The sequence below is a fragment of the Streptomyces sp. SS1-1 genome (assembly GCF_008973465.1).
Classification (GTDB): Bacteria; Actinomycetota; Actinomycetes; order Streptomycetales; family Streptomycetaceae; genus Streptomyces.
This window is the reverse complement of the sequence record NZ_WBXN01000004.1, coordinates 129,519-152,593: the sequence shown is the minus strand read 5'-3', so window position 1 is coordinate 152,593 and position 23,075 is coordinate 129,519. Positions and strand designations below refer to the sequence as shown.

At 70.7% G+C, this 23,075-nt stretch carries 22 protein-coding genes and 1 pseudogene; 15 read left to right on the top strand and 8 right to left on the bottom strand.

What is annotated here, in order from left to right:
* Positions 1 to 135: 135 nt before the first annotated feature.
* Entirely contained in the window at positions 136 to 1,155 is a 1,020-nt protein-coding gene (locus F8R89_RS01940; RefSeq protein WP_151782295.1) for an alcohol dehydrogenase catalytic domain-containing protein, read from the bottom strand.
* Between the two features lie 288 nt (positions 1,156 to 1,443).
* Between F8R89_RS01940 and F8R89_RS01935 the strand changes: the two genes are divergently transcribed.
* From F8R89_RS01935 to F8R89_RS01900, 8 genes are all read left to right on the top strand, one after another.
* Positions 1,444 to 2,016 carry a TetR/AcrR family transcriptional regulator gene (locus tag F8R89_RS01935; protein ID WP_192806022.1) on the top strand — a complete coding sequence of 191 codons (573 nt, stop codon included), beginning with the start codon at positions 1,444 to 1,446 and terminating at the stop codon, positions 2,014 to 2,016.
* A 228-nt stretch (positions 2,017 to 2,244) separates the two neighbouring features.
* A complete protein-coding gene (wrbA, locus tag F8R89_RS01930) occupies positions 2,245 to 2,856 on the top strand; it encodes an NAD(P)H:quinone oxidoreductase (protein WP_151782293.1) in 612 nt (203 codons plus the stop codon).
* Between the two features lie 129 nt (positions 2,857 to 2,985).
* On the top strand, positions 2,986 to 3,279 hold the full coding sequence (locus F8R89_RS01925; RefSeq protein WP_151782292.1) for a muconolactone Delta-isomerase family protein: 294 nt from the start codon (positions 2,986 to 2,988) through the stop codon (positions 3,277 to 3,279).
* Positions 3,280 to 3,382: 103 nt separating this feature from the next.
* The gene (locus tag F8R89_RS01920; protein ID WP_151782291.1) at positions 3,383 to 4,432 is read left to right on the top strand and encodes an LLM class flavin-dependent oxidoreductase; all 1,050 of its coding nucleotides are present in this window, start codon (positions 3,383 to 3,385) and stop codon (positions 4,430 to 4,432) included.
* A complete protein-coding gene (locus F8R89_RS01915) occupies positions 4,425 to 5,456 on the top strand; it encodes an LLM class flavin-dependent oxidoreductase (protein ID WP_151782290.1) in 1,032 nt (343 codons plus the stop codon). Before F8R89_RS01920 ends, F8R89_RS01915 begins: the two co-directional genes overlap by 8 nt.
* Before the next feature lie 19 nt (positions 5,457 to 5,475).
* On the top strand, positions 5,476 to 6,186 hold the full coding sequence (locus F8R89_RS01910; RefSeq protein ID WP_151782289.1) for an NADPH-dependent F420 reductase: 711 nt from the start codon (positions 5,476 to 5,478) through the stop codon (positions 6,184 to 6,186).
* A gap of 311 nt (positions 6,187 to 6,497) precedes the next feature.
* Positions 6,498 to 7,523 (top strand): alcohol dehydrogenase, encoded by a 1,026-nt coding sequence (locus F8R89_RS01905; protein ID WP_151782288.1) that lies wholly within the window; start codon positions 6,498 to 6,500, stop codon positions 7,521 to 7,523.
* A gap of 165 nt (positions 7,524 to 7,688) precedes the next feature.
* A complete protein-coding gene (locus F8R89_RS01900) occupies positions 7,689 to 7,883 on the top strand; it encodes a hypothetical protein (RefSeq protein WP_151782287.1) in 195 nt (64 codons plus the stop codon).
* A gap of 35 nt (positions 7,884 to 7,918) precedes the next feature.
* Here F8R89_RS01900 and F8R89_RS01895 read toward each other — a convergent pair whose 3' ends face one another.
* Both F8R89_RS01895 and F8R89_RS01890 read right to left on the bottom strand, forming a co-directional pair.
* Entirely contained in the window at positions 7,919 to 8,374 is a 456-nt protein-coding gene (locus F8R89_RS01895; RefSeq protein WP_151782286.1) for a MarR family winged helix-turn-helix transcriptional regulator, read from the bottom strand.
* 44 nt (positions 8,375 to 8,418) lie between these two features.
* Positions 8,419 to 9,270 (bottom strand): LysR family transcriptional regulator, encoded by an 852-nt coding sequence (locus F8R89_RS01890; RefSeq protein ID WP_151782285.1) that lies wholly within the window; start codon positions 9,268 to 9,270, stop codon positions 8,419 to 8,421.
* Between the two features lie 203 nt (positions 9,271 to 9,473).
* Between F8R89_RS01890 and F8R89_RS01885 the strand changes: the two genes are divergently transcribed.
* Positions 9,474 to 10,505 (top strand): nitronate monooxygenase, encoded by a 1,032-nt coding sequence (locus F8R89_RS01885; RefSeq protein WP_151782284.1) that lies wholly within the window; start codon positions 9,474 to 9,476, stop codon positions 10,503 to 10,505.
* A 19-nt stretch (positions 10,506 to 10,524) separates the two neighbouring features.
* Here the strand turns inward: F8R89_RS01885 and F8R89_RS01880 are convergent, their stop codons facing one another.
* Positions 10,525 to 11,142 carry a TetR/AcrR family transcriptional regulator gene (locus tag F8R89_RS01880; RefSeq protein WP_151782283.1) on the bottom strand — a complete coding sequence of 206 codons (618 nt, stop codon included), beginning with the start codon at positions 11,140 to 11,142 and terminating at the stop codon, positions 10,525 to 10,527.
* A gap of 208 nt (positions 11,143 to 11,350) precedes the next feature.
* On the opposite strand from F8R89_RS01880, the gene secY reads away from it, so the two are divergent.
* The gene (secY, locus tag F8R89_RS01875; RefSeq protein ID WP_151782282.1) at positions 11,351 to 12,658 is read left to right on the top strand and encodes a preprotein translocase subunit SecY; all 1,308 of its coding nucleotides are present in this window, start codon (positions 11,351 to 11,353) and stop codon (positions 12,656 to 12,658) included.
* Positions 12,659 to 12,670: 12 nt separating this feature from the next.
* On the opposite strand, the gene F8R89_RS01870 is transcribed toward secY, so the two are convergent.
* The 4 genes from F8R89_RS01870 to F8R89_RS01855 all read right to left on the bottom strand — a co-directional run bounded on the left by F8R89_RS01870 (position 12,671) and on the right by F8R89_RS01855 (position 16,071).
* Complete coding sequence (locus F8R89_RS01870; protein ID WP_225994294.1) at positions 12,671 to 13,807, bottom strand: NAD(P)/FAD-dependent oxidoreductase; 1,137 nt, start codon at positions 13,805 to 13,807, stop codon at positions 12,671 to 12,673.
* Positions 13,808 to 13,908: 101 nt separating this feature from the next.
* Positions 13,909 to 14,673 carry an SDR family NAD(P)-dependent oxidoreductase gene (locus F8R89_RS01865; protein ID WP_151782281.1) on the bottom strand — a complete coding sequence of 255 codons (765 nt, stop codon included), beginning with the start codon at positions 14,671 to 14,673 and terminating at the stop codon, positions 13,909 to 13,911.
* A gap of 200 nt (positions 14,674 to 14,873) precedes the next feature.
* The gene (locus F8R89_RS01860; protein ID WP_192806021.1) at positions 14,874 to 15,242 is read right to left on the bottom strand and encodes a DoxX family protein; all 369 of its coding nucleotides are present in this window, start codon (positions 15,240 to 15,242) and stop codon (positions 14,874 to 14,876) included.
* Positions 15,243 to 15,480: 238 nt separating this feature from the next.
* The gene (locus tag F8R89_RS01855) at positions 15,481 to 16,071 is read right to left on the bottom strand and encodes a TetR/AcrR family transcriptional regulator (RefSeq protein WP_192806020.1); all 591 of its coding nucleotides are present in this window, start codon (positions 16,069 to 16,071) and stop codon (positions 15,481 to 15,483) included.
* Between the two features lie 141 nt (positions 16,072 to 16,212).
* On the opposite strand from F8R89_RS01855, the gene F8R89_RS01850 reads away from it, so the two are divergent.
* The 5 genes and pseudogenes from F8R89_RS01850 to F8R89_RS37320 all read left to right on the top strand — a co-directional run.
* Positions 16,213 to 16,875, top strand: a complete 663-nt coding sequence (locus F8R89_RS01850; protein WP_225994293.1) for an isochorismatase family cysteine hydrolase — start codon at positions 16,213 to 16,215, stop codon at positions 16,873 to 16,875.
* Positions 16,872 to 18,449 carry an aldehyde dehydrogenase (NADP(+)) gene (locus F8R89_RS01845; protein WP_151782278.1) on the top strand — a complete coding sequence of 526 codons (1,578 nt, stop codon included), beginning with the start codon at positions 16,872 to 16,874 and terminating at the stop codon, positions 18,447 to 18,449. Before F8R89_RS01850 ends, F8R89_RS01845 begins: the two co-directional genes overlap by 4 nt.
* 62 nt (positions 18,450 to 18,511) lie before the next feature.
* Entirely contained in the window at positions 18,512 to 18,997 is a 486-nt protein-coding gene (locus F8R89_RS01840) for a lipocalin-like domain-containing protein (protein WP_151782277.1), read from the top strand.
* Between the two features lie 76 nt (positions 18,998 to 19,073).
* On the top strand, positions 19,074 to 19,892 hold the full coding sequence (locus F8R89_RS01835; protein WP_151782276.1) for an enoyl-CoA hydratase/isomerase family protein: 819 nt from the start codon (positions 19,074 to 19,076) through the stop codon (positions 19,890 to 19,892).
* A 250-nt stretch (positions 19,893 to 20,142) separates the two neighbouring features.
* Positions 20,143 to 21,657 (top strand): annotated as a pseudogene (locus F8R89_RS37320) (S8 family serine peptidase); the annotation flags it as partial.
* Between the last annotated feature and the right edge of the window lie 1,418 nt (positions 21,658 to 23,075).

Below are 23,075 nucleotides of genomic sequence, written 5' to 3'. Positions count from 1 at the left end.
CCCGGCTGATGAAAATCGACGAGTTGCGCCGTCTGCCCGGGATGCGTTGAACAGGCAGACGTTGCCAGATGGTGTGCTCGCCCTGTCGGCCGCTGCCCGCCGGGGATCGCGTCCGGCGCGCAGCGGCCGGACGCATCAAGCCGCCGTGACGTCGAGCACGACGCGGAACCGGGCCTGGCCCGACAGCATCCGCTCGTAGGCCTCCATCGCCCGCTCGAAGCCCATGACTTCGACGCGGGGGCGGATCTCGTGGGCCAGGGTGAACGCCAGGTTGTCCTCGTTCTCGATCGAGGTCCCGGTCAGGCTGCCGACGACCGAGCGGGTGCCGAATATGAGGTCAGGGGTGGCGATGGTCAGCGGGTCGGGTGCCGCGCCGACCACGACCAGCTTGCCGTTCGGAGCGAGTCCGCGGACCAGTGGGTTCATCGACGCGCCGCTGGAGGCGGTGGCGATGATGATCGACGCCCCGCCCAGAGCGGCCAGTTCGGCCCCGGGGTCGGTGCTGGTGCTGTCGATGTAGACATCGGCGCCCAACTCCCGGGCGTACGCCTCCTTCTCGGGGCCGCGGGCGATGGCGGCCACCCGGTAGCCGAGGCTGCGCGCGTACTGCAGGGCCAGGTGGCCCAGGCCGCCGACGCCCTGCACGGCGACGAGGGCGCCCGCCCGGGTGGGCCCCTGCTGGAGGGCGGTGAAGGTGGTCAGACCGGCGCACAGCAGGGGAGCGGCGTCGATCGCGGAGATGCCTTCCGGTATGCGCACCAGCCCGCTCGCCCGGGCGTGGACGACCTCGGCGTAACCGCCGTCGATCGTCGTACCCGTCTGCTCCTGGGCGAGGCAGTTGACGAAGTCGCCCCGGCGGCAGGGCTCGCACTCCCCGCAGTGCCCGTTCAGGAAGCCGACGCCCACGCGGTCGCCGATCCGCCAGGTGGTGACGCCGGCTCCCACCGCGTCGATGACGCCGACGACCTCGTGGCCCGGGACCACGGGTGCCGAGGGGTCGGCCCGCAGGCCCTCCACGGCCAGCACGTCGGTGTGGCAGATCCCGCAGGCCTCGACACGCAGACGCACGTGTCCCGGTGCGGGTTCGGTCAGCTCGCGCTCGACCAGCCGAAGGTGGTGGACGCCGGTGGCCTCGAAGGCCCGGTAAGTGGACATGGTGGCTCCTGAATGTCGTGCGGAGGGGGAAGGGCGACGTACCGGTCCGTCGGTGGGCGCCTGCGCAGGCGGCGTATACCGCCGCCTCGGTCTCTCAAAATGACCGGTCGTCTTAAAGAGCCTAACCCACGTCCGAACGTTGGTTCCGACGAAAGCGCATACGATGAGGTGGCCGGTCGTCTTGTTCGCCGTGGTTACCCCCGACTAGCCGTCGGTTCTCCGCTCTGGAGGCAAGGCCGCGGGGCCCGCGGGACCGGCGATCGAGTGCGGTCACGGGAGGCGAGTGGCATGGGGCGAGCGTCCAAGCGCGAGGAGATCGCTGAGGCGGCCTTCCGGCAGTTCCACGCGCGGGGCTTCAACGCCACCGGCATCAACGACATCACCAAGGCGGCGGGAGTCCCCAAAGGCTCCTTCTACAACCACTTCGCCAGCAAGGAGGAGAGCGCTCTGGAGGCACTGAGCAGGTACGCGGACACTCTGCGCTTCGACCTGCTCACCACGCCGGGCCTCCCTCCGCTGGACCGGCTGCGAGCGCACTTCGAGTACCTCAGCAGGGACACGGTGGACAACGGGTTCGTGCGTGGCTGCCTGGTGGGCAACTTCGGTGCCGAGGTCGCCGATCACAGCGAGGAGATCCGGTCCGCCGCCAAGCAGGGCTTCGACGGTTGGGCCCACCGGCTCGGCCTGGTGCTCGCCGAGGCCCAGGAGGCGGGTGACCTCGACGGTTCCCTGGACGTCGAGGCGACCGCCCTGTTCATCCTCAGCGCCTGGGAAGGGACGTTGATCGCGGCGAGAGTCGACAAGTCGGCCGCTCCCGTGGAGGCGTTCTTCCAGACCGTTTTCGAGCGGATCCTCCGCTAGCCCCGGATGCCCCTGCGCGCCGCTCTGGCCGGCGCGCACGATCATGTCCCGCGCCACCCCGGCGCCGCGCATGACGCCATCTGAGCCCTTCCCTGGCGCTCCTACCTGCATGAACTCCTGCGTATGAACCCCTGTGTTTGACGATAGGCGACCGGTCGTCTAGCTTAAATGACCGGTCGTCTAGTGACGCCGAAAACCACCCTCAGCCCTTTTCGATGGAGGCTCTCCATGTCCACTCCCGTCAAGCTCGCAATCGTCTACTACTCCTCGACCGGCACCATCACGGAGATCGCCAAGGAGCTCCACGACGCCGGTGTGAAGGCGGGAGCCGACGTCCGCCTGCTGCGGGTCGCCGAGCTGGCCCCTCGGGCGGCGATCGAGTCCAACCCGGCCTGGGCGGCCAACCACGCGGCCACCGCGGGCATCCCCGAGGCCACCCCCGGCGACATCGAGTGGGCGGACGCGGTCATCTTCGGCACCCCGACCCGCTTCGGCAACGTCTCCTCGCAGCTGAAGCAGTTCATCGACACGCTCGGCGGCCTGTGGGCCGAGGGCAAGCTCGCCGACAAGGTGTACAGCGGCTTCGTCTCCACCGCCACGGCGCACGCGGGCCACGAGTCGACGCTGCTCGCCCTGTACAACTCGGTCCACCACTTCGGCGGCATCGTCGTCAGCCCGGGCTTCACGGACCCGGCCAAGTTCGCCGACGGCAACCCCTACGGCACCTCCCACGCGGACGGTCAGGGCACCAACCCCGTCGACGACACCACGCGTACCGCCGCCCGCATCCAGGCCGAACGCGTGGTGAGGATCGCCGACACGATCAAGGCCGCCGCCTGACCCGGCCCCTCGGGTGACGGTGGCACGCCGTCACCACGGTTGAGCGGGCCGGACCCCCTGCGCCGGCCCGCTCACCGTTCCCCATCCGCACTGAGCACCCGCTGAGCACCCACTGAGAAGGAAAAGACCATGAAGGAGTTCCTGGTCGAACTGACGACCACCGTTCCCGAGGGGACCGATCAGACCGTGGTCGACGAGCGTCGCGCCGCCGAAGCCGTACGAGCCAAGGAGCTCACGGCCCAGGGGCATCTGTTCCGGCTGTGGCGGCCGGTCGGAGAGCTGCGCAGCGTCGGTGTCTGGCTCGCCGACGACGAGGCGGAACTGCGGGCCGAGGTGCTCGGCAGCCTGCCTCTGTGGCCCTGGATGACCGCGGTGATCACACCCCTGCAGTCCCATCCGAACGATCCGGGCCGGGCCGCCTAGGTAATGCTTGACATGTCAAGCACATGGAGGCATGCTTGACGTGTCAAGTAATGCATCCTCCGGGGCGACGGGTTCCGGGGGAGCGGACCGGGAAGGAGCGGCCATGGGAGCCAACGCTTTCGAGATCGGGCTGAACTCTTTCGGTGAGATCGCCACGGACGACGGCCGCACGCTCGACGACGCCGAGGTGGTGCGTCTCCTCGTCGAGGAGGCCAGGCTCGCCGAGTCCTCCGGGGTGGACGTCTTCAGCGTCGGCGAGCACTACCGGCCCGGTCACGTCGACAGCGCCGTCCCGGTCCTGCTCTCCGCCATCGCCACCGCCACCGAACGCATCCGCCTCGGCACCTCGGTGACCGTCCTGAGCACCAATGACCCGGTGCGGCTCTATCACGCGTTCTCCACGCTCGACGCCGTGTCGAACGGTCGGGCCCAGGTGATCCTCGGACGCGCGTCGTCCACCGAGTCCTTCCCGTTGTTCGGTTACGACCTCACCACGTACGAGCAGCTCTTCGAGGAGAAGCTCGAACTGTTCATGCGCCTCCAGCGGGAGGAGAAGGTGACGTGGAGCGGGGCGACCCGCACCCCGCTCGTCGAGCAGGAACTGCGTCCCCGGATGCGCCCCGGCGGCATCCCCACCTGGATCGGGGTGGGCGGCAGCCCGCATTCCGTCCTGCGTGCCGCCCGCTACGGTCTGCCCCTCATGCTGGCCGTCATCGGCGGCCGGCCCCAGCGCTTCGGCGGTCACGTGGACCTCTACCATCGGGCGCTCCAGGAGGCCGGACACGCTCCGCAGCCGATCGGGCAGCACTCCCTGGGGCTCATCGCCGACAGCGACGAGGAGGCGATCGAGACCTGGTGGCGGTACTGGGAACCGGTCGTGCGTCAACTCGCCGAGGAGCGCGGTTTCTACAAGCCGGACCGCACGCGCTACGAGGCCGAGCTGGAGCACGGCGCTCTCTTCGTCGGCTCCCCGGAGACAGTCGCCCGCAAGATCGCCACCGTGGCCCGGGACCTGCGCCTGAGCCGCTTCGACCTCAAGTACGACGTCATGCACCTGCCGCGGCAGGCCCGCGCCCGCACGATCGAGCTGCTGGGGCACGAAGTCGCCCCCCGGGTCCGGGAGATCCTCAGTAAGGAAGCCACCCATGTCTGATCTCGTCTTCGGCCTGGACACCTTCGGCGACGTACCCGAGGACGACTCGGGTGTCCTCGTCTCGCACGCGAGGTCGATCCGCCAGACGGTCGCCGAGGCCGTCCTCGCCGACGACCTCGGCGTCGACGTCCTCGCGCTGGGCGAACACCACCGCCCGGAGTACTCGGTCAGCACCCCCGAGACCGTGCTGGCCGGCATCGCCACCCGCACCCGGCGTATCCGGCTCTCCTCCGGCGTCACGGTGCTCAGCTCGGACGACCCGGTCCGTGTCTTCCAGCGCTTCGCGACGCTCGACGCGTTGAGCGAGGGGCGCGCCGAGATCATCCTCGGCCGCGGCTCGTTCACGGAGTCGTTCCCGCTGTTCGGCTACGACCTGGCCGACTACGACGTCCTCTTCGAGGAGAAGCTCGACCTCTTCGTGCGGTTGCTGAAGGAGGAGCCCGTCACCTGGAAGGGCACGGTCCGGGCCCCGCTCGACAACGCGGAGGTCTACCCCACGACCGAGTCCGGCCGTCTGCCGACCTGGGTCGGCGTCGGCGGTTCCCCTCAGTCGGTGGTGCGTACCGCCCGCCACGGCCTCCCTCTCATGATCGCCATCATCGGCGGCGCCCCCACCCGCTTCGCCCCCTACATCGACCTCTACGAGCGCGCGACAGCCCAGTTCGGCACCACCGCCCACCCGGTCGCGATGCACTCACCCGGTTTCGTCGCCGACACCGACGAGGAGGCGCGCGAGGCGCACTGGCCGGGCTACCGGGTGATCCGGGACCGCATCGGCGCGCTGCGCGGGTGGCCGCCGGTGCGCCGGGAGGAGTACGAGGCCGAGATCGCCCACGGCTCCATGTACGTGGGGTCGCCGGAGACAGTCGCACGCAAGATCGCCGCTGCCGTCCGGACCCTCCAGGTCGGCCGGTTCGACCTCATCTACACGTCGGGCTCGCAGTCCGTCAGCAACCGCCTTCGCTCGGTCGAGCTCTACGGCACGAAGGTGATCCCCATGGTCCGCGACCTCCTCGCGGGCTGACCCGGGTCAGGAGACGAAGATGAACATCCGGCACAAGCACACGATCGGCATCCTGGGCGCCGGAAAGGTGGGTACCGTCCTGGCCCGCCTGGCGGTGGCCGCCGGGTATCGCGTCCTCATCGCGGGTTCGGGCGACCCCGACAGGATCGCCCTCACCGTCGAGGTCCTCACCCCCGGCGCGGTCGCGGTCACCGCGGCCGAGGCGGCGGACCAAGCCGATGTGGTGGTCCTCGCCCTCCCCCTGAGCAAGTATCGCGGCGTCCCCGTCGAGGCGTTGCGGGGCAAGCTCGTCGTCGACGCGATGAACTACTGGTGGGAGATCGACGGGGTGCGCGAGGACTTCACCGACCCGCGCACGTCGACCAGCGAGATCGTCCAGGCGTTCCTGCCGGGATCCAGGGTGGTCAAGGCGTTCAACCACATGGGCTACCACGACCTGGAGGACGGTGCCGTGCCCGCCGGCACGCCCGGCCGCAAGGCGATCGCCGTCGCCGGGGACGACCCGGCAGCCGTGTCCACCGTGACGCGCCTGGTCGACGACCTCGGGTTCGACCCGGTCGACGCCGGCCCGCTCGCTCACGGCGTGCGCCTCCAGCCGGGCACCGAGCCCTTCGGGGCCAACGTCGACGCGGGCGAGCTGCGGGCCATGCTGGACCGTTTTCCCGCCACCGAGCGCGGGCGTGCGGTCAGCGAGGCGCGCTCCGCGAACGGACTCGCGTCGGCAGGATGACGACCGGCAGGTCCTGGCGGGGTGGGAGAAGGCGGCCGGGCGGCCGCGCACGACGGTGCCAGGGGCGCATCTTTTGCCGGGGCGTCCGTGTGATGGTGGGATGGATGTGCTCACTGGTGCCGGGCCGGCCACCGGTGAGCGCAACCGCCGCCCGTTGAAAAGTCGCCACCGACTCAGCCGCCCAGGGACCCGGGTCCTGGTCCTGGCGCGCGTGGCGTGACGCCAGCTTCCCTCGGGGCCTGCCTCGACGTGCCGTCGATCGGTGCGGTCGGCCTGCCGCGAGGGGTGCCCTCCTGATGACGGAGACACCTATGCCTACCTATCGAGTCGCTCAGGTGACGAGTCCCAGCGGGCGGTTCGAGGTCGTCGAGCGCGAAGTGCCCCGGCCCGGACCCCGCCACGTCCGCCTGGCCGTCGAGGCGTGCGGCATCTGCCACAGCGACGACTTCTTCGTGACCGGCACCATGCCCGGCACGCAGTTCCCCCTGGTCCCCGGACACGAGGTCGCCGGGCGGATCGAGGAACTGGGCGAGGGCGCCGACTACTTCGGCTGGAACGTGGGGGACCGGGTCACGGTCGGCTGGTTCGGCGGCAGTTGCCGGCACTGCGCCGCCTGCCGGCGGGGTGACTTCATCGTGTGCGAGAACCTCAAGATCCCGGGCTATGCCTACGACGGAGGCTTCGCGGAGAGCATGATCGCGCCGGTCGACGCTCTGGCGCGCATCCCGGATGGCCTGTCGGCGGCGGACGCGGGACCGATGGCCTGCGCGGGCGTCACGACGTTCAACGGACTGCGCCGCAGCTCCGCCCAGCCGGGGGACCGGGTCGCCGTGGTGGGACTGGGCGGTCTGGGGCATCTGGCCGTCCAGTTCGCCGTGGGCATGGGGTTCGAGACGGTGGCCGTCGCCCGCGGCGCGGAGAAGGCCGAGCTGGCCAAGCGCTTCGGGGCCCACCACTACGTCGACAGCACGGGGGCGACCCCGGTCGCGGAGGCGCTGCAGGCCCTCGGAGGAGTCAAGGTGGTGCTGGCGACCGCCGGCAACTCCGCGGCCATCGCGGCCACCGTCGACGGGCTGACGTCCCGAGGCGAACTCGTGGTCATCGGGGTCTCGCCCGAACCCCTGGGCATCACACCGCTCCAGCTCATCCTGTCGGGCAAGGTGGTCCGCGGACACCCCTCCGGAACCGCGAAGGACGTGCAGGACACCATGGAGTTCGCCGCCCTGCACGGCATCCGCCCCACCGTCGAGACCGTGCCCCTGAGCGAGGCGGACTCCGCCTACCAGCGGATGCTCTCCGGGGCCGCGCGCTTCCGGATGGTCTTCACCTTCGACTGACCCCGCCGCGGAGTCGTCCGGCCGCGAGCGCCGTCCAGGCGTCCCGCGGTCCCCCCTCGCACCCATCGCGTCACCTGCTTGACTGGTGACGCGATGGGTGCGACATTTGACCATCGATTCCCTGTGGACCCGACCCGAACGGGCACGACGGAAGAGGAAGACATCATGAGCGCTGAACATGCGATGGACGCCGCGACGGCCGCCCGGCTCGAGCGATTCGGCCGGCTGCCGGAGCGCATACGCGTCGAGGACATGACCGTGTCCCAGCCGGCCACACCGGACGGGTCCGTGGTCGACGCCTACAACTCCGAGAGGTCCTGGATCCAGTTCTCCTGCCTCGCCCTTGACATGGGCTTGTGAGAGAACCGGCCCGCCACCTCAGGGCGCCGCTGTACTCAGGGCGCCGCTATGCGCCGCAGCACCTCCGCTGCCGCCGCCACGTCGCACCCTTCCAAGCGGGAGAAGACGTGTCGGCGCACGCTGGCCAGGTTCGTGGGCCACGCCTGCTCCAGCATCTTCCGTCCCGGGCCGGTGAGCACGACGAGCCACGCCCTGCCGTCCTCGGGGCACTTCTGCCGCGTGACGAGCGACTGTGACTCCAGACGGTTCACCACACGCGTCATCCCGCTCAGCGACAGGCCGCAGGCGTTGGCCAGTTCGCTCATCCGCAGCTGATGGTGGGGGACTTCGCTGAGATGCACCAGGACCGTGTACTCGGTACCGGAGATCGGCAGTTCGCCGAGCATGTCCGCGTCGACCACCCGGGGCAACAGGGCCATCACCGTGCCGAGAGCGCGCAGGAACGCTTCCTCGTCCGGGTCGAGCGGGATGACCGGCGTCGCGTCTGGCATGGGCCCAGTCTAGGTACGCCGGGACTGAGCAACGGCCCTGGTACTCACCTGGCGACCGCCGCCAGGGAGGCGTCGAGGAACCGGCGGATGAGCACGCGCGGGCCGTCCGGGAGGTGGACCAGCCGGACCGGGACCGGCGGGGCGTCGGTGAGAGGGACGAAACGCAGCGCGGGATGGGGGGAGCGGTGCCGCGCGGTCTCGGGCACGATCCCGATGCCGCGGTTCGCGGCCACCGTCTCCACCCACTCGTCGTAGTTCGCCGTCTCGACGATGTCCCGCGGCCGGGACTCCTCGGGCCAGGACCAGGGCCCTGTGGTGCCGCTGACGGTGTTCACGATCAGACGCCAGTCCCGCACCTCGCCCCAGTCCAGATGGTCGCGTCCGGCCAGCGGGCTCTCGCGGGCGCACACGGCGAAGCGCGGCTCGTCGTACAGCCGGACGGAACGCAGCGGCTCCGGAGCTGCTGCGTCGCCGCGCACCACGGCGATGTCGACGGTGCGCCGGCGCAGGGCCTCCAGCGGATCGTCGGTGCGGGTGAGGGTCACGGAGGCGCCGGTGCTTCCCTCGAAGGCCTTGATGGTCCGCTGCGCCCACGGAGCCGGAAGAAGCCAGCTGAAGCCGAGCCGCAGCACACCGAGCCGGCGGGCCGCGGTGAGGGCGTGGTCGAAGGAGGCGAGGACTCGTTCCGCCTCCCGCAGGAACTCCGTGCCGGCATCGGTCGGTTCCACGCGTCGTGACGTGCGCTCGAGGAGGCGTACGCCCAGCGCCGCCTCGAGCTGGGCGACCGTACGGCTCAGGGCGGGCTGCGTGATCGACAGCTCGTCGGCCGCGCGGGAGAAGGAACGGTGGCGCGCCACCGCGGCGAAGGCCCGGAAGTGACGGATCTCGATCTCCATCCCTCACCCCTTCGCGTATCGATGCACGGCATGCATGGTCGCAGCGTAATCGGCATCGTCGCGGCCCTGATCCGGCGCGTTCGGCGTCCTACGCTGTCAGCGTGGGTGTGGGGCCCGGCGTCCGTCGGCCGGTGAGGCCGCTCCGAAGCCGAGAGCGCGGCGAGACCGCCCGCCCACACCCCAGCGGAGAGGAACTGTGACCCATGAGCCGACTGCTGTCCGACCTAGGTGTGGAACTCCCGGTCCTCGCCGCGCCCATGGCCGGTGGGGGAAGCACGCCCGACCTGGTCGTGGCGGCCGCGCGCGCCGGAAGCCTGGGCTTCCTCGCCGCCGGATACAAGCCGGCGGGACTCCTCGCCGAACAGATGCGCACCGTCCAGGAGCAGGGGGTCCCGTACGGCGTCAACGTGTTCGCTCCCCATCCGGTCCCGGTGGCGGCCGACGCCTACCGGCGCTACGCCCGTACGGTCCAGGCCGAGGCCGACCGTTACGGCCTGACCCTGACCGACAGCCTGCCGAAGGAGGACGACGACGACTGGGCGGCCAAGATCGACCTGCTCGTCGAGTCGCCGGTGCCCTGGGTGTCCTTCACGTTCGGCATCCCGGACGCCACGGTCGTACGGGCCCTGCGGCGAGCGGGCACCACGGTCCTGCAGAGCGTCACCACGGTCGAAGAGGCCCGCCTGGCGGCGGAGGCCGGTGCGGACGCGCTGGTCGTGCAGGGTCCCGCGGCCGGCGGGCACTCGGCCACGCTCACCCCCGACCGCCCGATCGTCCCCGTCGCCCTGCCCGACCTGGTGGCTCGGATCCGCGCCGCGGTCGCCCTGCCGCTCGTCGCCGCCGGTGGCATCGGGGCGCCCGCCGACGTGGCGGCAGCCCTGCGGGCAGGTGCGGAGGCCACCATGGTCGGCACGCTCCTGCTGCGTACGGACGAGAGCGGCGCGTCGGCCCCCCACCAGCAGGCTCTGGCGGATCCGGCGTTCGACACCACCGTGCTGACCCGTGCCTTCACGGGGCGGCCCGCACGAGGACTGCGCAACGCCTTTATCGACCGGTACGAATCCGCGGCCCCGGCCGGCTATCCGGCCGTGCACCACCTCACCGCGCCGCTGCGCAGGGCGGCCGCAGCGGCGGGCGACCAGGGACTTCTGCACCTGTGGGCGGGGACCGCGTACCGCGGCGCCGAGCAGGAGCCGACGGAACGGACGCTGCGGCGGCTCACCGACGGGCTGTGAGGCGGGGGAGTGCGGAGCCTCAGGCGGGTTCGGCGACCCGGGGATCGGCGGCGCGCAGCAGAGCCAGGCAGTTGGGCCACAACGTCGTCAGCTGCGCGGTGTTGTTGTAGAGCTTGGCGAAGAGCACCTGGCCCTCGAGCTGCGCCACCACCGACCGCGCGGCTTCGCGGGGGTCGTCCACCGCGATCTCGCCCCGGCTCAGGGCCTCGGTGACGGTCGCCTCGACCATGTCCACCTGGGCCTCGAAGATCTGCTGCAGACGTTCCCGTACGGCGTCCGTCTGATTGCTCATCTCCAGGGAGAGATTGCCGAACATGCAGCCGGACACCACTCCGCAGCTGTCCTGACCGTTTCGCTGGCGCTGCTCGGTGGCCTCGAAGAGCTGCCTCAGCCGCTCCAAGGGCAGGGCGTCCCCGCCCAGGATGGTCTCCCAGTCCCGCCTCTCGGCGGCCCACTGCTCGTCGATGACGGCGAGGGCAAGGGCTTCCTTCGACTCGAAGAAGTAATAGAAGCTGCCCTTCGGCACCTCGGCCGTCTTGCAGATCTCGGCCACACCCAGCGCCGAATATCCACGCTGCTCGAGCAGTGATCGAGCAGCGGTGAGGATCTTGTTCTTTGCATCGCTCGTTCGCCCCATACGGCAAGTATACGACCGACCGGCTAGTAGGCCCGGCTCTTCGGCGGCGTGACCGGTCCCGGGGGGGCATGACCGGCCCCGGGCCTCCGCGCTGTCCCGGTCCTTGCTCGTTCCGGGGGACCTGATCGGCGTGTAGTCGTACTGGATGGTCGGCGGTCCGTACGGTTCGGGCCTATGCCCTGCCTCGCACCGCTGTAGAGGAACCATCGTGCTGAACGCGTTGAGCCAGGTGTTCAAGACCCCCGACCTGCGCAAGAAACTGCTCTTCACCCTCGGCATCATCGTGCTGTACCGGGTCGGTTCCCATGTGCCGATTCCCGGCGTGGACTACCGGACGGTCCAGCGATGCGTGGATTCGGTCTCGAAAGGCGAGGGAATCCTCGGCCTGGTCAACCTTTTCAGCGGCGGGGCGCTTCTGCAGATCACGATCTTCGCGCTGGGAATCCTCCCGTACATCACGGCCAGCATCATTCTCCAATTGCTCACCGTGGTGATTCCGCGGCTGGAGGCGCTGAAGAAGGAGGGGTCGTCGGGGCAGGCGAAGATCACGCAATACAGTCGCTATCTCACGCTGGGACTCGCCGTACTGCAGGGGACCGGGCTCATCGCGACCGCGCGCAACGGCGCCCTGTTCCCCACCTGCCCGGAGGCCTCCGGCATCGTGCCGGACCAGTCGGTCTTCATCACCGTCGTCATGGTCATCACGATCACGTCGGGCACGGCATGTGTCATGTGGTTCGGAGAGATGATCACCGAGCGCGGCGTCGGCAACGGCATGTCCCTGCTCATCTTCATCTCCATCGCGTCCACGCTTCCCGGAGCCATCTGGGCGGTGAAGCAGGAGAGCACCATCGCCGACGGATGGCTGGCCTTCGCCATCGTCCTGCTGGTCGGGTTCGCCATGGTGGGCCTGGTCGTCTTCGTGGAACAGGCGCAGCGCCGCATTCCCGTTCAGTACGCGAAGCGGATGATCGGCCGCAAGTCGTACGGGGGGACCTCCACCTACATTCCCCTCAAGGTGAACCAGGCCGGTGTGGTCCCGGTCATCTTCGCCTCGTCGCTTCTTTACATCCCCGCGCTGGTCGCGCAGTTCGCCGGATCGGGCTCGGGGTGGGCGACGTGGGTCACGCACAACTTCACCAAGGGGAACCACCCCTACTACGTGGCGGCCTACTTCCTGCTGGTCGTCTTCTTCGCCTTCTTCTACGTGGCGATCACGTTCAACCCGGAGGAGATCGCGGGCAACATCAAGCAGGCCGGAGGGTTCGTACCGGGCATCCGGGCGGGCCGGGCCACCGCGCAGTACCTGGGATACGTCCTCAACCGGCTCACGTGGCCCGGATCGATCTACCTGGGCCTGATCGCGCTGGTCCCCACCGTGGCGCTCGGCAACTTCGGCAGCTCCAACCAGCTCACGGGCACCAGCATCCTGATCATCGTGAGCGTCGGACTGGAGACCGTGAAGCAGATCAGCAGCCAGGTCGAGCAGCACCGCTACGAGGGCTTCCTGCACTGAGAGAGCGGTGGGTCACCAGGGACTTGCCACCGGGTTCCCGGGGTGACCCAGGAGCTTGCGCATGGCCGGTATCGCGAGGTGCCTGCTCTTCAGCGCGGACGTGGCCCTGTTGCCCAGGACGACGACGTCGCGGCCGAGAGTGGGCAGCAGCGTCGTGCCGCCGTCGGGCCCGAACGGCACCGAGAAGACGCGCACCGGCGCCGGCTTGTACGGACGGGGCACGTGCCCGTGCTTGCCGTGGCCCAGGTAGGCGCGGATGTTGTGGGCCGTCGCCTCTCCCTGTGCGACGGCCGTCGGGCTCAGCTTCGCCTCCGACACGTCGTTGACGTCGCCGATGGCGAAGATGTCCCGTCGGCCCAGGACACGCAGATGCTCGTCCACCTTGACGTGACCGTGCTCGTCGAGCCAGTCTCCCCGTCCCGCGAGCCGGAGCCACAGAGTGTTGGGGGTGGTGCCCGTCGTCCAGAACACCACGTCGGCGCCGAGCGGACGGCCCGTCTGGTCCCTCAGACCCGTCCCGACGCCGCCGGCGGATGAGACGAAGGTGCCGAGGAGGACCTCGACGTCACGCCGCTCCAGCCATGTGCGCGCCTGGCGGGCCATCCGGCCGGTGCCGTGGCGGGAGAGGAGTCGCTGACCGGAGTGAGCGAGGGTGACCGCGGCCCGTGGGTTGACCCGCCGCAGTTCCGCGGCCAGCTCCACTCCGGAGGGGCCTCCTCCGATGACCAGCAGGCTGCGGGCGTCGGCGATGCGGCGCTGATGGCCGCGGAAGGCGGCGGCCGCCTCGGCGACGGTGGTCCCGGTGAACCGGGCGGGCTCCTGGTAGTCGGCCCCGGTCGCGATGACGAGAACGTCGTACGGAACCCGGTGTCCCGTGGCGAGGACGATCCGGCGCTCTTCCACCTCGATGCCCACGGCCTTGTTCCGTACGACACGGCCGTTGGCCAGGAGCGAGTCGTACGGGATGAAGGGGGCGAGGGTCCAGTCCGGGTCGGCGCCGGCCCGCAGCGAGGCGACGCGGTGGAAGAACGCCTCCTTGAGGTCGATCAGGGTGACGTCGGCGTCCGCGTCCAGCTCGCGAGCGAGGCGCACTCCGGCGTAGCCCCCGCCGACGATGACGACATGACGGTTGTTCGTGTTCGTGATCAACGTGTTTCTTTCGGCTCGGCCCGCGGACTGCGGTTGCCGTGAGTGGGTGACGTGGCACGTCCCGCGTGTGCTCGCGGTGCGCCCTCATCGGCCTCCCGGTCTCACCAGGCGCTGGCTCCGCCGTCGACGGGATAGTTGGCTCCGGTGATGAAGCTCGCGCGGTCGGAGGCGAGGAAGGCGCCGAGTTCGACGATCTCCTCCGGGCGGGCGAAGCGCTTGAGCAGGGTCTTGCTGACGACGGCGTCGCGTGCCGCCTGGTTGTCGCCCAGGTCGCGGTCGCTGGCCGGGGTGAGGACGGGGCCGGGGCTGATGGCGACGGCGCGGATGTGATGAGGGGCGCCTTCCAGGGCGAGCTGACGGGTCATCCCGATGACACCCGCGTTGGCGGCGGTGTGGGCCACCATCGGGGGCGTCGCACCGGCGATGAGGCCCGCCTGGGAGGCGATGTTGATGATGACGCCGCCGCCGCGCCGCACGAGGTGGGGCCAGGTGTACTTGGAGACGAGGAACGGGATGTCGAGCTCGCCCGCCACGGTGACGTTCCAGTCCTCGACGGAGAAATCGGGCATGGCCCCGAAACGCACCAGGGCGGCGTTGTTGTAGACGACGTCGAGTCCGCCGTACGCGGCCGCGGCCTCGTCGGCCAGGCGGTGCACCTGCTCGGCGTCGGTAAGGTCGACGGGAGCGATGCCGGTCATGTCGCCGCCCGCCCGGCGCACCATGCCGACGGTCTCCTCATTGGCCTCGGCCTGGATGTCGCATCCGACGATCTTCGATCCCTCCCGGGCGAAGACGAGTGCGGCGACACGGCCCATGCCCCCGCCGGTGCCGGTGATGAGGGTGACCTTGCCGTCGAGGATTCCCATGGGATCTCTCCTTGAGTCGAGGGGGTGCCGTGCCGGCGGTCAGGCGGCCGCAGCCGGCTGTGCTGATGCGTCGGTCGTGGATCCATGGCAGCACCGGCGCGACGGTGTGGCGCGGCGGGTGCCGGCTGAGGCCCGGGTCCGGGCGCCCGGTGATGTCCGGGAGCCCGGCAGTGTGGGCAGGCTCATGACAGCCCGAGCGGTCACTGCGAAGCGGCGAGGGTGAGGGCCGCCGCGATCGCGACGAAGGTGAAGAGGATGGGCGCCGTCGCGGCACCGCGGGCCTCGCTGTCCGCGTAGTCGCCCCACTTCACGTGGTACCGGACCGCGCCGATCATCACGATCGCCAACCCGATGGCGGCGGCGATGCCCAGGGGCTGCCACCAGATGCCCACGACGAGGCCCACCGCGGCGGCCACCTCGGCCAGGCCGATGAGACGGATGAGACCGGAGCCGAGGCCCTTGGCCTGCAGCCCCTCCGGCACGCTGCCCTTGAGCTGCGCCTTCGGCGCGCCTGCGGCAAGGGCGAACAGGGCGAGGAGAACGCTGAGGATGACGGCGGCGATGTACACGATGTTCCTTGTCGGGGGTGGGGAGGGCTGCGTCGAGGCCGCGGTGCGTGGTGACGCGCCGGTGTGTGGACCCGTGACGACGGATTTACTTGACGCGACAAGTAAACAGCTAAGAACTTGTCACGTCAAGTAAATCTGGCCGGGGTGCCCGCCGGGCCGACAGGGGAGTGGGGTGTGGAGGTGTGGGGCCGCATGCCGCGGCGGCGGCGCACTGTCTCGCCGCCGCCGGAGGTGCGTGTCAGGCCTCGGTGGGGAGGTCGCGGGAGGCGCGGTCCGTCAGCTGTGCGGTGACGGTCGCCAGCAGGTCGTCGGAGAACTCCTGGTCCGCAACGGCCCGGGAGATGAGTACGGCGCCGACCAGTGCGCTGAGCGTGAGCATCGCCTCGCCCTGGGGGTCCTCGGCGTCCTCGTCCAGGCCGGCGATCAGGTCGAGATAGGTGCGGACCTGCTTCTCGTACGCCTGCTTGATCTGCTGGTCGCCACGCCCGGCGGCGGCGCCCAGGGTGACGAGGGCGCACCCGGTGGCCGGGCCGTCCCGGTGCTGCTTCGCGAGGTAGGCGTCGATGAGGCCGGCTCGCGCGTCCTGCGTGTTCCTGCGGGCGGACCGTTCCATCTTCGCGGTGCCCTCCGCCAGGGCGAAGGCGGCGGCCTGGGTGATCAGGTCGTCCCGTGAGCCGAAGTGCTTGTAGAAGCCGCCGTGGGTCAGGCCGGCCTCCTGCATGAGCTCCGCGACCCCCGGACGGTCGACGCCGTCCTTACGGATCCTGCGTGACGCGACCCTCAGCACCCGTTCGCGCGTCGCCGCCTTCTCTGCCTGCGAGTGGCCCATGGTGACCCTGCCTTTCCGGGGGCGGCGCGGCGAGGAAGCCGCATGTCTGGATGACATACATCATACACCTGGGCCCGTGCCGAGGGGGTTCGTGCAGCGCTCGCTTGACTTTCAGGATGATGAGCATCATCTTCAATCCAGATGATGCTCATCATCCTGATCGGAGTGGACTCCATGCCCCAGACCTACGACCCCCGGTGTACGGCCGTTCTGCTGGTCGACCCGTTCAACGACTTCCTGTCGGAGGGCGGCAAGATCTGGCCGCGTCTCAAGGCCATGGCGGAACAGGTGGACCTGCTCGACCACCTGCGCTCCGTCGTCGGCGCCGCCCGTGACGCCGGTGCGCGGGTGATCTTCGTCCCCCACCGCCGCTGGGAGCAGGGCGACTACGAGACGTGGGCCCACCCCAACCCCACCCAGCTCGGCATCATGGAACGGCACAGCTTCGCCCGCGGCACCTGGGGCGGCGAGTTCCATCCGGACCTCCGGCCGCGGCCCGGCGAGACCGTCGTTGCCGAGCACTGGGCGCAGAGCGGATTCGCCAACACGGACCTGGACTTCCGCCTCAAGCAGCACGGCATCACGCACGTGGTGCTCGTCGGCCTGCTCGCCAACACCTGCGTCGAGTCCACGGGCCGCTTCGCCATGGAACTCGGCTACCACGTGACGCTCGTACGCGACGCCACCGCCGCCTTCCTGTCGGAGATGGTCCACGCCGCGCACGAACTGAACGGGCCCACCTACGCCCACGCCATCACCACCACCGGCGAGCTCGTCGCCGCGTTCGAGGGAGCACACGCATGACACTGACCGGAGACCTCCTGATCGGCGGAGAGCAGGTGTCCGCCACCGCCGGAACCATGAAGGCGTTCAACCCCGCCGAAGGAGCCTTCGTCGAGCCCGAGTTCGCCTTCGGCGGACCGGCCGAGGTCGACCGCGCCCTGCGCCTGGCCGACGACGCCTTCGACAGCTACAGCCACACCGGGCTCGAAGAGCGGGCGCGGTTCCTCGAACTCATCGCGGACAAGCTGGAGGCGGCCAAGGACGAACTGGCCGCGCGGACCTCCCTGGAGACCGGGCTGCCCGCAGCGCAGTTCGAGGGCGAGGCCGTGCGCAGCGCGGGCGTCTTCCGGAAGTTCGCCGCCGTCGTACGCCAGGGCCGCTTCCTCCAGACGGCCATCGACCCGGCGCAGCCGGACCGGCAGCCCGCCCCGCGCCTGGACCACCGGTTGCAGAAGGTGGCCCTCGGCCCTGTCGCGATCTTCGGCGCCAGCAACTTCCCGATCTCCTACTCGGTCGCCGGCGGTGACACCGCGTCCGCGCTGGCCGCCGGCTGCCCCGTCGTCCTCAAGGCCCACAACGCCCACCCCGGGGCGTCCGAGATCGAGGGCCGTGTCATACAGGAGGCGGTCGCCGCCTCGGGGCTGCACCCGGGCGTCTTCTCCCTCGTCCGCGGCTCCGGCAACGAGATCGGCGAAGCCCTCGTGGACCACCCCCTGGTCAAGGCCGTCACCTTCACCGGGTCCGAGGCCGGTGGCATGGCCCTGTACCGCCGCGCCCAGCGGCGCTCCGAACCCATCCCGGTCTTCACCGAGATGACCAGCGTCAACCCCACCTTCGTCCTGCCCGCCGCCCTGGCCGCCCGCGCCACCGAGATCGGCACCGGCCTCGTACAGCGCGGCATGTACAACGTCGGGCAGGCCTGCCTCAAGCCCGCCGTGCTCGTCGCCGTCGAGGGGCCCGGCTACGCCGAACTCCGTGACGCGGCGATCACCGAGGTGGAGAAGTGGGACGCACGCCCCATGCTCACGCCGGGCATCCACGACGCCTACCTGCGCCACACCCGGCGCCACCAGGCCAACGGCGCCGTACGGCTCGCCGAGGGAGGCGCCCCGGACGGCGGAGCGTACGGGCAGGCCCTGCTCCTCGAGGTCACCGGTGACCAACTCCTGGCGGAACCCACCCTGCGCGAGGAGGTCTTCGGCCCCGCACTGCTGCTGGTCAGGGTCTCCGGCACGGAGCAACTGCTGGACGTGGCACGGGCCTTCCGCGGACAGCTCTCGGCGACCCTCCACGCGGACGCGGCCGACCGCGTGACCGCCGAACGACTCCTGCCGGTGCTGGAACGCCGCACCGGACGGATCGTGTTCAACGCCTTCTCGATCCCCCAGGAGGTGTCGTACGCCTCCACCCACGGCGGCCCCTTCCCCGCCACCTCCGACAGCCGCTTCACCTCGGTCGGCATGGGCGCCATCGAGCGGTTCCTGCGGCCGGTCACCTACCAGAACTTCCCCGACGACCTGCTGCCGCAGTCCCTGCGCGAGGCCAACCCTCTCCACCTCTGGCGCCTCGTCGACGGCGAGCTGACCCGGCCGTGAACCCGTCGACCGTCCGCCCGGCGACAGCCCGCGGACCCCGTCCCGTCCCAAGAGGAGGGCCCATGGCCGTTACGGACCCGGCCGCCGAACGACACGAGGAGGCGACCCGGGACGAGGTCCGCATGCGGCTGTTCGGCGCGTGGCGACTCGTCTCGTACACCGCCGTCAGCGTCGACGGGGAGGTCGTCCACCCCCTGGGCCGTTCGCCGTACGGCCTGATCCTCTACACGCCCGAGGGGTACATGTCGGCCCAGCTCGGCCGTGGCGACCGGCCGCCCCTGGCCTCGGCCCGGCTGGAGGACGCGGCAGCCGACGACCTGGCCCGGGCGGCGACCGGTTATGTCGCCTACGGCGGCCCGTTCGAGGTGGTCGACCCGCACACCGTCGAGCACCACGTCACCACGAGCCTCTTCCCGAACTGGATCGGGCGGAAGCAGGTGCGCAGCGTCGAGTTCGCCGGCTCGCTCCTGCGGCTCGGCGTCACCACTCCGACTCGGCTCTGGGGCGCCGAGCGGACCGCGGAACTCACCTGGCACCGGCTGGTCTGACCAGCCCGGCGCCGACCTTTTCCGAAGTCGACCAACGCGTGCCGTCGGCCCGCGCCACACGAGGAGACAGACTCCCATGCCTTCCCCCGAACAGTTCGCCGTCGAAGAGATCAGCCCTTCGTACTGGCGGGTGACCTTCTCCAACGGCGAGATCAACTTGATCGACCCGGACACCATCGAGCAGCTCGCCGCGCTGATCACCCGCATCGAGGAGGCGCCCGACCTGACGGCCGTCGTCTTCCGCAGCGCCAACCCCTCCTTCTTCATGGCCCATTGGGACATGCGGTCCGACCGGTCCAGGGTCGCCGCCATGAAGCCCGCCCCCTCCGGACTCCACCCGTTCGCGGACAACCTGTACCGGCTGGCCAAGGTCCCCGCCGCCACCATCACCGAGATCAACGGCCGGGCCCGCGGCGCCGGGAGCGAGTTCGCCCTGGCGACGGACATCCGTTTCGCCGGGCCGGGCGCCGTCCTGGGACAGTTCGAGGTCGGCGTCGGGTCGGTCCCGGGCGGCAACCCCACCGGCAGGCTCCCCCGACTGCTGGGCCGTGGGCGCGCCCTGGAGATCCTGCTGGGCGGCGACGACTTCCCCGCCGACCTCGCCGCGGCGTACGGCTATGTGAACCGTGTGGTGCCCGAGGGGGAACTGGAGGCGTTCGTCGACGGCTTCGCCAGGCGCATCGCGGGCTTCGACAAGGTCGCCGTCGCCCGGACCAAGTCCCTGGTGGACGTCGAGTCCCTGCCGACGCCCGAGTCCTACGGCGCCAGCCTTCAGGCCTTCTTCCAGACCTCCGGCCGCCCCGAGAACGCCCATCGCGTCCGCTCGCTGTTCGAGCGGGGCCTTCAGCGCCCCGACGGTGTGGAACTCGACCTGGGCCGCCGTCTGGCCGAGTGAACAGCGGCTCGTCGTACGACGATTCCGACTGACGAAGACGGTCGTCGCCCCGCTGCGGGCGGCGGCCGTCTGTCGTTCCCCCAGTGACCCCGGTATCTGAGATGGCGTCAGATAGTCCGCCTTGTAGGTCGTTTCGGCGTGGTGTACGTTTCCGGGAAACTTGACGTGCGAAGTATCCGTCAGTTCCATTTCCGATTCCTGATGGCCTTCCGGGGCTTCACTGTGCTGTGCGCGAAAGGTGTTCCGAGGAATGCTGAGAACCCGCATGACGGCGGCGATATCGACAGGACTGGCGTTGATCGCCGGAGCGACGCCCGCGGCCTTCGCGGCGCCGACGACCGAGCCGAGCGCCGCCGTCCCCGCCGCCGACCGGCCTGGAACACACACGGCCACGGTACGACTGGTCACGGGGGACCGGGTGACCCTGACCTCCTTCCCCGGCGGCCGGCACGCCGTGGCCGTACAGCCCGCCCCGGGGCGTGAACACATCGCCTTCCAGACGCGGGAGGGCGACGGCGGAACGGTGAGCGTGGTGCCGTCCGACGCCGAGCAGTTGGTGTCGGCCGGTGCCGTCGACCGGCGGCTGTTCGACGTCTCGGCTCTCGTGGCGGACGGTTTCGACGAGGCCCACAGCCCTGGCCTGCCCCTGATCGTCGCCTCCCGGCCGGTGCCGCCGCGCGACGGAGCCCGGACCGACGCGCAAGCCGCCCGGTCGGCGGCGGCGACCGCCGACCGGCTGGTCGCGCTGAACAAGGCGAGCACGCCGTCCCGCGACCTGACGAGCATCGACGCCCGGTCGGCCGTGGTCGCCGGCAAGGACCTCGGCACCTTCTGGAAGACCCTCACCTCCGGCAAGAAGCCGGACACCGCCCGGACGGCGACGACCCCGCGCATCCTCCTGGACGGCAAGGTGAAGGCCGCCCTCGACCGCAGCACGGCCCAGATCGGCGCACCCACGGCCTGGAAGGCCGGCTACGAGGGCCAGGGCGTCAAGGTGGCCGTGTTGGACACGGGAGCCGACGCCCACCACCCCGACCTGGCCGGCCGGATCGAGTCGGCGAAGGACTTCTCCGGCAGCGGCAACACGGACGACCACTTCGGGCACGGCACCCACGTCGCCTCCATCGTGGGCGGAAGCGGCGCCGCGTCCGGCGGCACCCGGCAGGGCGTCGCGCCGAAGGCGGAACTGCTGATCGGCAAGGTGCTCGACGACAACGGCTACGGCTCGGAGTCCGGCATCATCGACGGCATGGAGTGGGCGGTCGCCTCCCACGCCAAGGTCGTCAACATGAGCCTCGGAGCGGACGGCTACGCCGACGGCACCGACCCGATGAGCCAGGCCCTCGACGCCCTGACCGCCTCTTCGGGCACGCTCTTCGTCGTCGCCGCGGGCAACGCGGGGCCGGGCCAGTCGACGCTCGGCACACCGGGCGCGGCCGACGCCGCGCTGACCGTAGGCGCCGTCGACCGGGACGACTCCCTCGCGTCCTTCTCCAGCCGCGGACCGCGCTACGGCGACGGGGCCGTGAAACCCGACGTGACCGCACCGGGTGTCGGCATCGTCGCCGCCCGCGCGGCGGGCACCACTCTGGGCGACCCCGTCGACAGCCACCATGTCTCCCTGTCCGGCACCTCCATGGCCACCCCGCACGTCGCCGGTGCCGCCGCACTGCTGGCCCAGCGTCACCCCGACTGGTCGGCGCGGCAGTTGAAGGACGCGCTGACCAGCACCGCCCACACGGTCCCCGGCACGGAGGTGACGGCGCAGGGAGCGGGTCGCATCGACCTGGCCGCGGCCCTGGGCCCCGTCACCGCCACCGGGTCCCTGGCCCTCGCCCCGCTGTCCGTGGGCGGCGGCCAGGGCCGGCGGCAGGCCACCGTCCGCTACACCAACACCGGTGACCACCCCGTCACGCTGTCGCTCGACCTGAAACTGGCCACCGACACCGGGCGTCCCCTGGCCGACGGGGTGGTGGGCGTCGGCGCCACCACGGTCCGCATCGCCCCCGGCGCCACGACCGAGGTGCCCCTGCGCACCGACCCGCACGGGGCCACCAGGGGTCACTACTACGGGTATCTGACCGCCACATCGGCGGACGGCACCGTCACCGTCCACACGACGGTCTCCCTCCGGGTGCACGCCCCCGCGCACCAGCTGAAGGTGGTCTACCGCGACCGCACCGGCCAGGTCGTCCCCGGCTGGCTGGGGACCATCTTCGGCGCGGACGGGTTCGTGGAGTACACCGACCGGGAGGCCGGGACCGCCCTCGTGGAGGAGGGGACGTACTACGTCAGCAGCCAGTTCACGGACTACGCGGCGGACGGCGCCTCCGAGATCGGCAACGTCGTCGCCCCGGAGGTGAAGGTCACCAAGGACACGACGGTCACGCTGAACGCCGCCGAGGCGACCGAGGTGCGGTTCCGCACCCCCCGGCCCGCCGAGCGCTACGGCGTCCTGTGCCCGACCTACTACCGCAGGATCGACGGCAAGGACCTCTTCCAGACCACCGCCGTCTTCGGCGGGGACCGCTTCTACACCAACGCCACCGCCCCGGTCACCGACGGCTCCTTCGAGTTCTCCGTACGCACCCAGATGGCCGCCCCGCAGCTGCGGGCCAAGACCTCGGGCAGCACCGCCGACTTCCGGCCCTACTACGAGGAACTCTCACCCGTCTTCGGCGACCGGGGCGAACGGCTGACCGCCGTGGACGCCGGCACCGCCCAGGCACCGCGCTTCCACGGCACGCGGGGCAAGCTGGCCGTGCTGCGGGACGACGAATCCAGCGGCTACGACAACGCGGCGCTCGCCCGGGCCGCCGCGGCCGCCGGTGCCGAGGCCGTGCTGCTGGTGCTGCCCGACCGGTTCCCGGTGTGGACCCAGTGGCGGCCGACCGGGGAGCGGATGGCCCTCCCCTTCGTGCGGGCCTCCTCGACCGACGGCGCCACCCTGCTCCAGCGCATGGCCGCGCGCAGCACCACGGTGACCTTCACCGGCACCGCGCGCAGCCCGTACATGTACGACGTGATGGGCGTCTGGAGGAACGCGATCCCCAGAAACCCCCAGTACACCGTCTCCGAACGCGACATGGCCGTGGTCCGCGCCACCTACCACCGCACCGGTGCCTCCGCGTGGGCGAGCGAGCAGCGCTTCGCGTGGCGGCCCCACCAGACCACCGCCTGGGG

What these genes read in the sequence shown, in the direction of transcription:
- F8R89_RS01910 (WP_151782289.1), top strand. Translation starts at nt 5,476, where the DNA reads ATGAACATCCGGCACAAGCACACGATCGGCATCCTGGGCGCCGGAAAG.
- F8R89_RS01850 (WP_225994293.1), top strand. Translation starts at nt 16,213, where the DNA reads ATGATGCTCATCATCCTGATCGGAGTGGACTCCATGCCCCAGACCTAC.
- F8R89_RS01895 (WP_151782286.1), bottom strand. Translation starts at nt 8,374, where the DNA reads ATGCCAGACGCGACGCCGGTCATCCCGCTCGACCCGGACGAGGAAGCG.
- F8R89_RS01905 (WP_151782288.1), top strand. Translation starts at nt 6,498, where the DNA reads ATGCCTACCTATCGAGTCGCTCAGGTGACGAGTCCCAGCGGGCGGTTC.
- F8R89_RS01915 (WP_151782290.1), top strand. Translation starts at nt 4,425, where the DNA reads ATGTCTGATCTCGTCTTCGGCCTGGACACCTTCGGCGACGTACCCGAG.
- F8R89_RS01890 (WP_151782285.1), bottom strand. Translation starts at nt 9,270, where the DNA reads ATGGAGATCGAGATCCGTCACTTCCGGGCCTTCGCCGCGGTGGCGCGC.
- F8R89_RS01845 (WP_151782278.1), top strand. Translation starts at nt 16,872, where the DNA reads ATGACACTGACCGGAGACCTCCTGATCGGCGGAGAGCAGGTGTCCGCC.
- F8R89_RS01840 (WP_151782277.1), top strand. Translation starts at nt 18,512, where the DNA reads ATGGCCGTTACGGACCCGGCCGCCGAACGACACGAGGAGGCGACCCGG.
- F8R89_RS01900 (WP_151782287.1), top strand. Translation starts at nt 7,689, where the DNA reads ATGAGCGCTGAACATGCGATGGACGCCGCGACGGCCGCCCGGCTCGAG.
- F8R89_RS01920 (WP_151782291.1), top strand. Translation starts at nt 3,383, where the DNA reads ATGGGAGCCAACGCTTTCGAGATCGGGCTGAACTCTTTCGGTGAGATC.
- F8R89_RS01925 (WP_151782292.1), top strand. Translation starts at nt 2,986, where the DNA reads ATGAAGGAGTTCCTGGTCGAACTGACGACCACCGTTCCCGAGGGGACC.
- F8R89_RS01865 (WP_151782281.1), bottom strand. Translation starts at nt 14,673, where the DNA reads ATGGGAATCCTCGACGGCAAGGTCACCCTCATCACCGGCACCGGCGGG.
- F8R89_RS01885 (WP_151782284.1), top strand. Translation starts at nt 9,474, where the DNA reads ATGAGCCGACTGCTGTCCGACCTAGGTGTGGAACTCCCGGTCCTCGCC.
- wrbA (WP_151782293.1), top strand. Translation starts at nt 2,245, where the DNA reads ATGTCCACTCCCGTCAAGCTCGCAATCGTCTACTACTCCTCGACCGGC.
- F8R89_RS01935 (WP_192806022.1), top strand. Translation starts at nt 1,444, where the DNA reads ATGGGGCGAGCGTCCAAGCGCGAGGAGATCGCTGAGGCGGCCTTCCGG.
- F8R89_RS01940 (WP_151782295.1), bottom strand. Translation starts at nt 1,155, where the DNA reads ATGTCCACTTACCGGGCCTTCGAGGCCACCGGCGTCCACCACCTTCGG.
- F8R89_RS01855 (WP_192806020.1), bottom strand. Translation starts at nt 16,071, where the DNA reads ATGGGCCACTCGCAGGCAGAGAAGGCGGCGACGCGCGAACGGGTGCTG.
- F8R89_RS01835 (WP_151782276.1), top strand. Translation starts at nt 19,074, where the DNA reads ATGCCTTCCCCCGAACAGTTCGCCGTCGAAGAGATCAGCCCTTCGTAC.
- F8R89_RS01880 (WP_151782283.1), bottom strand. Translation starts at nt 11,142, where the DNA reads ATGGGGCGAACGAGCGATGCAAAGAACAAGATCCTCACCGCTGCTCGA.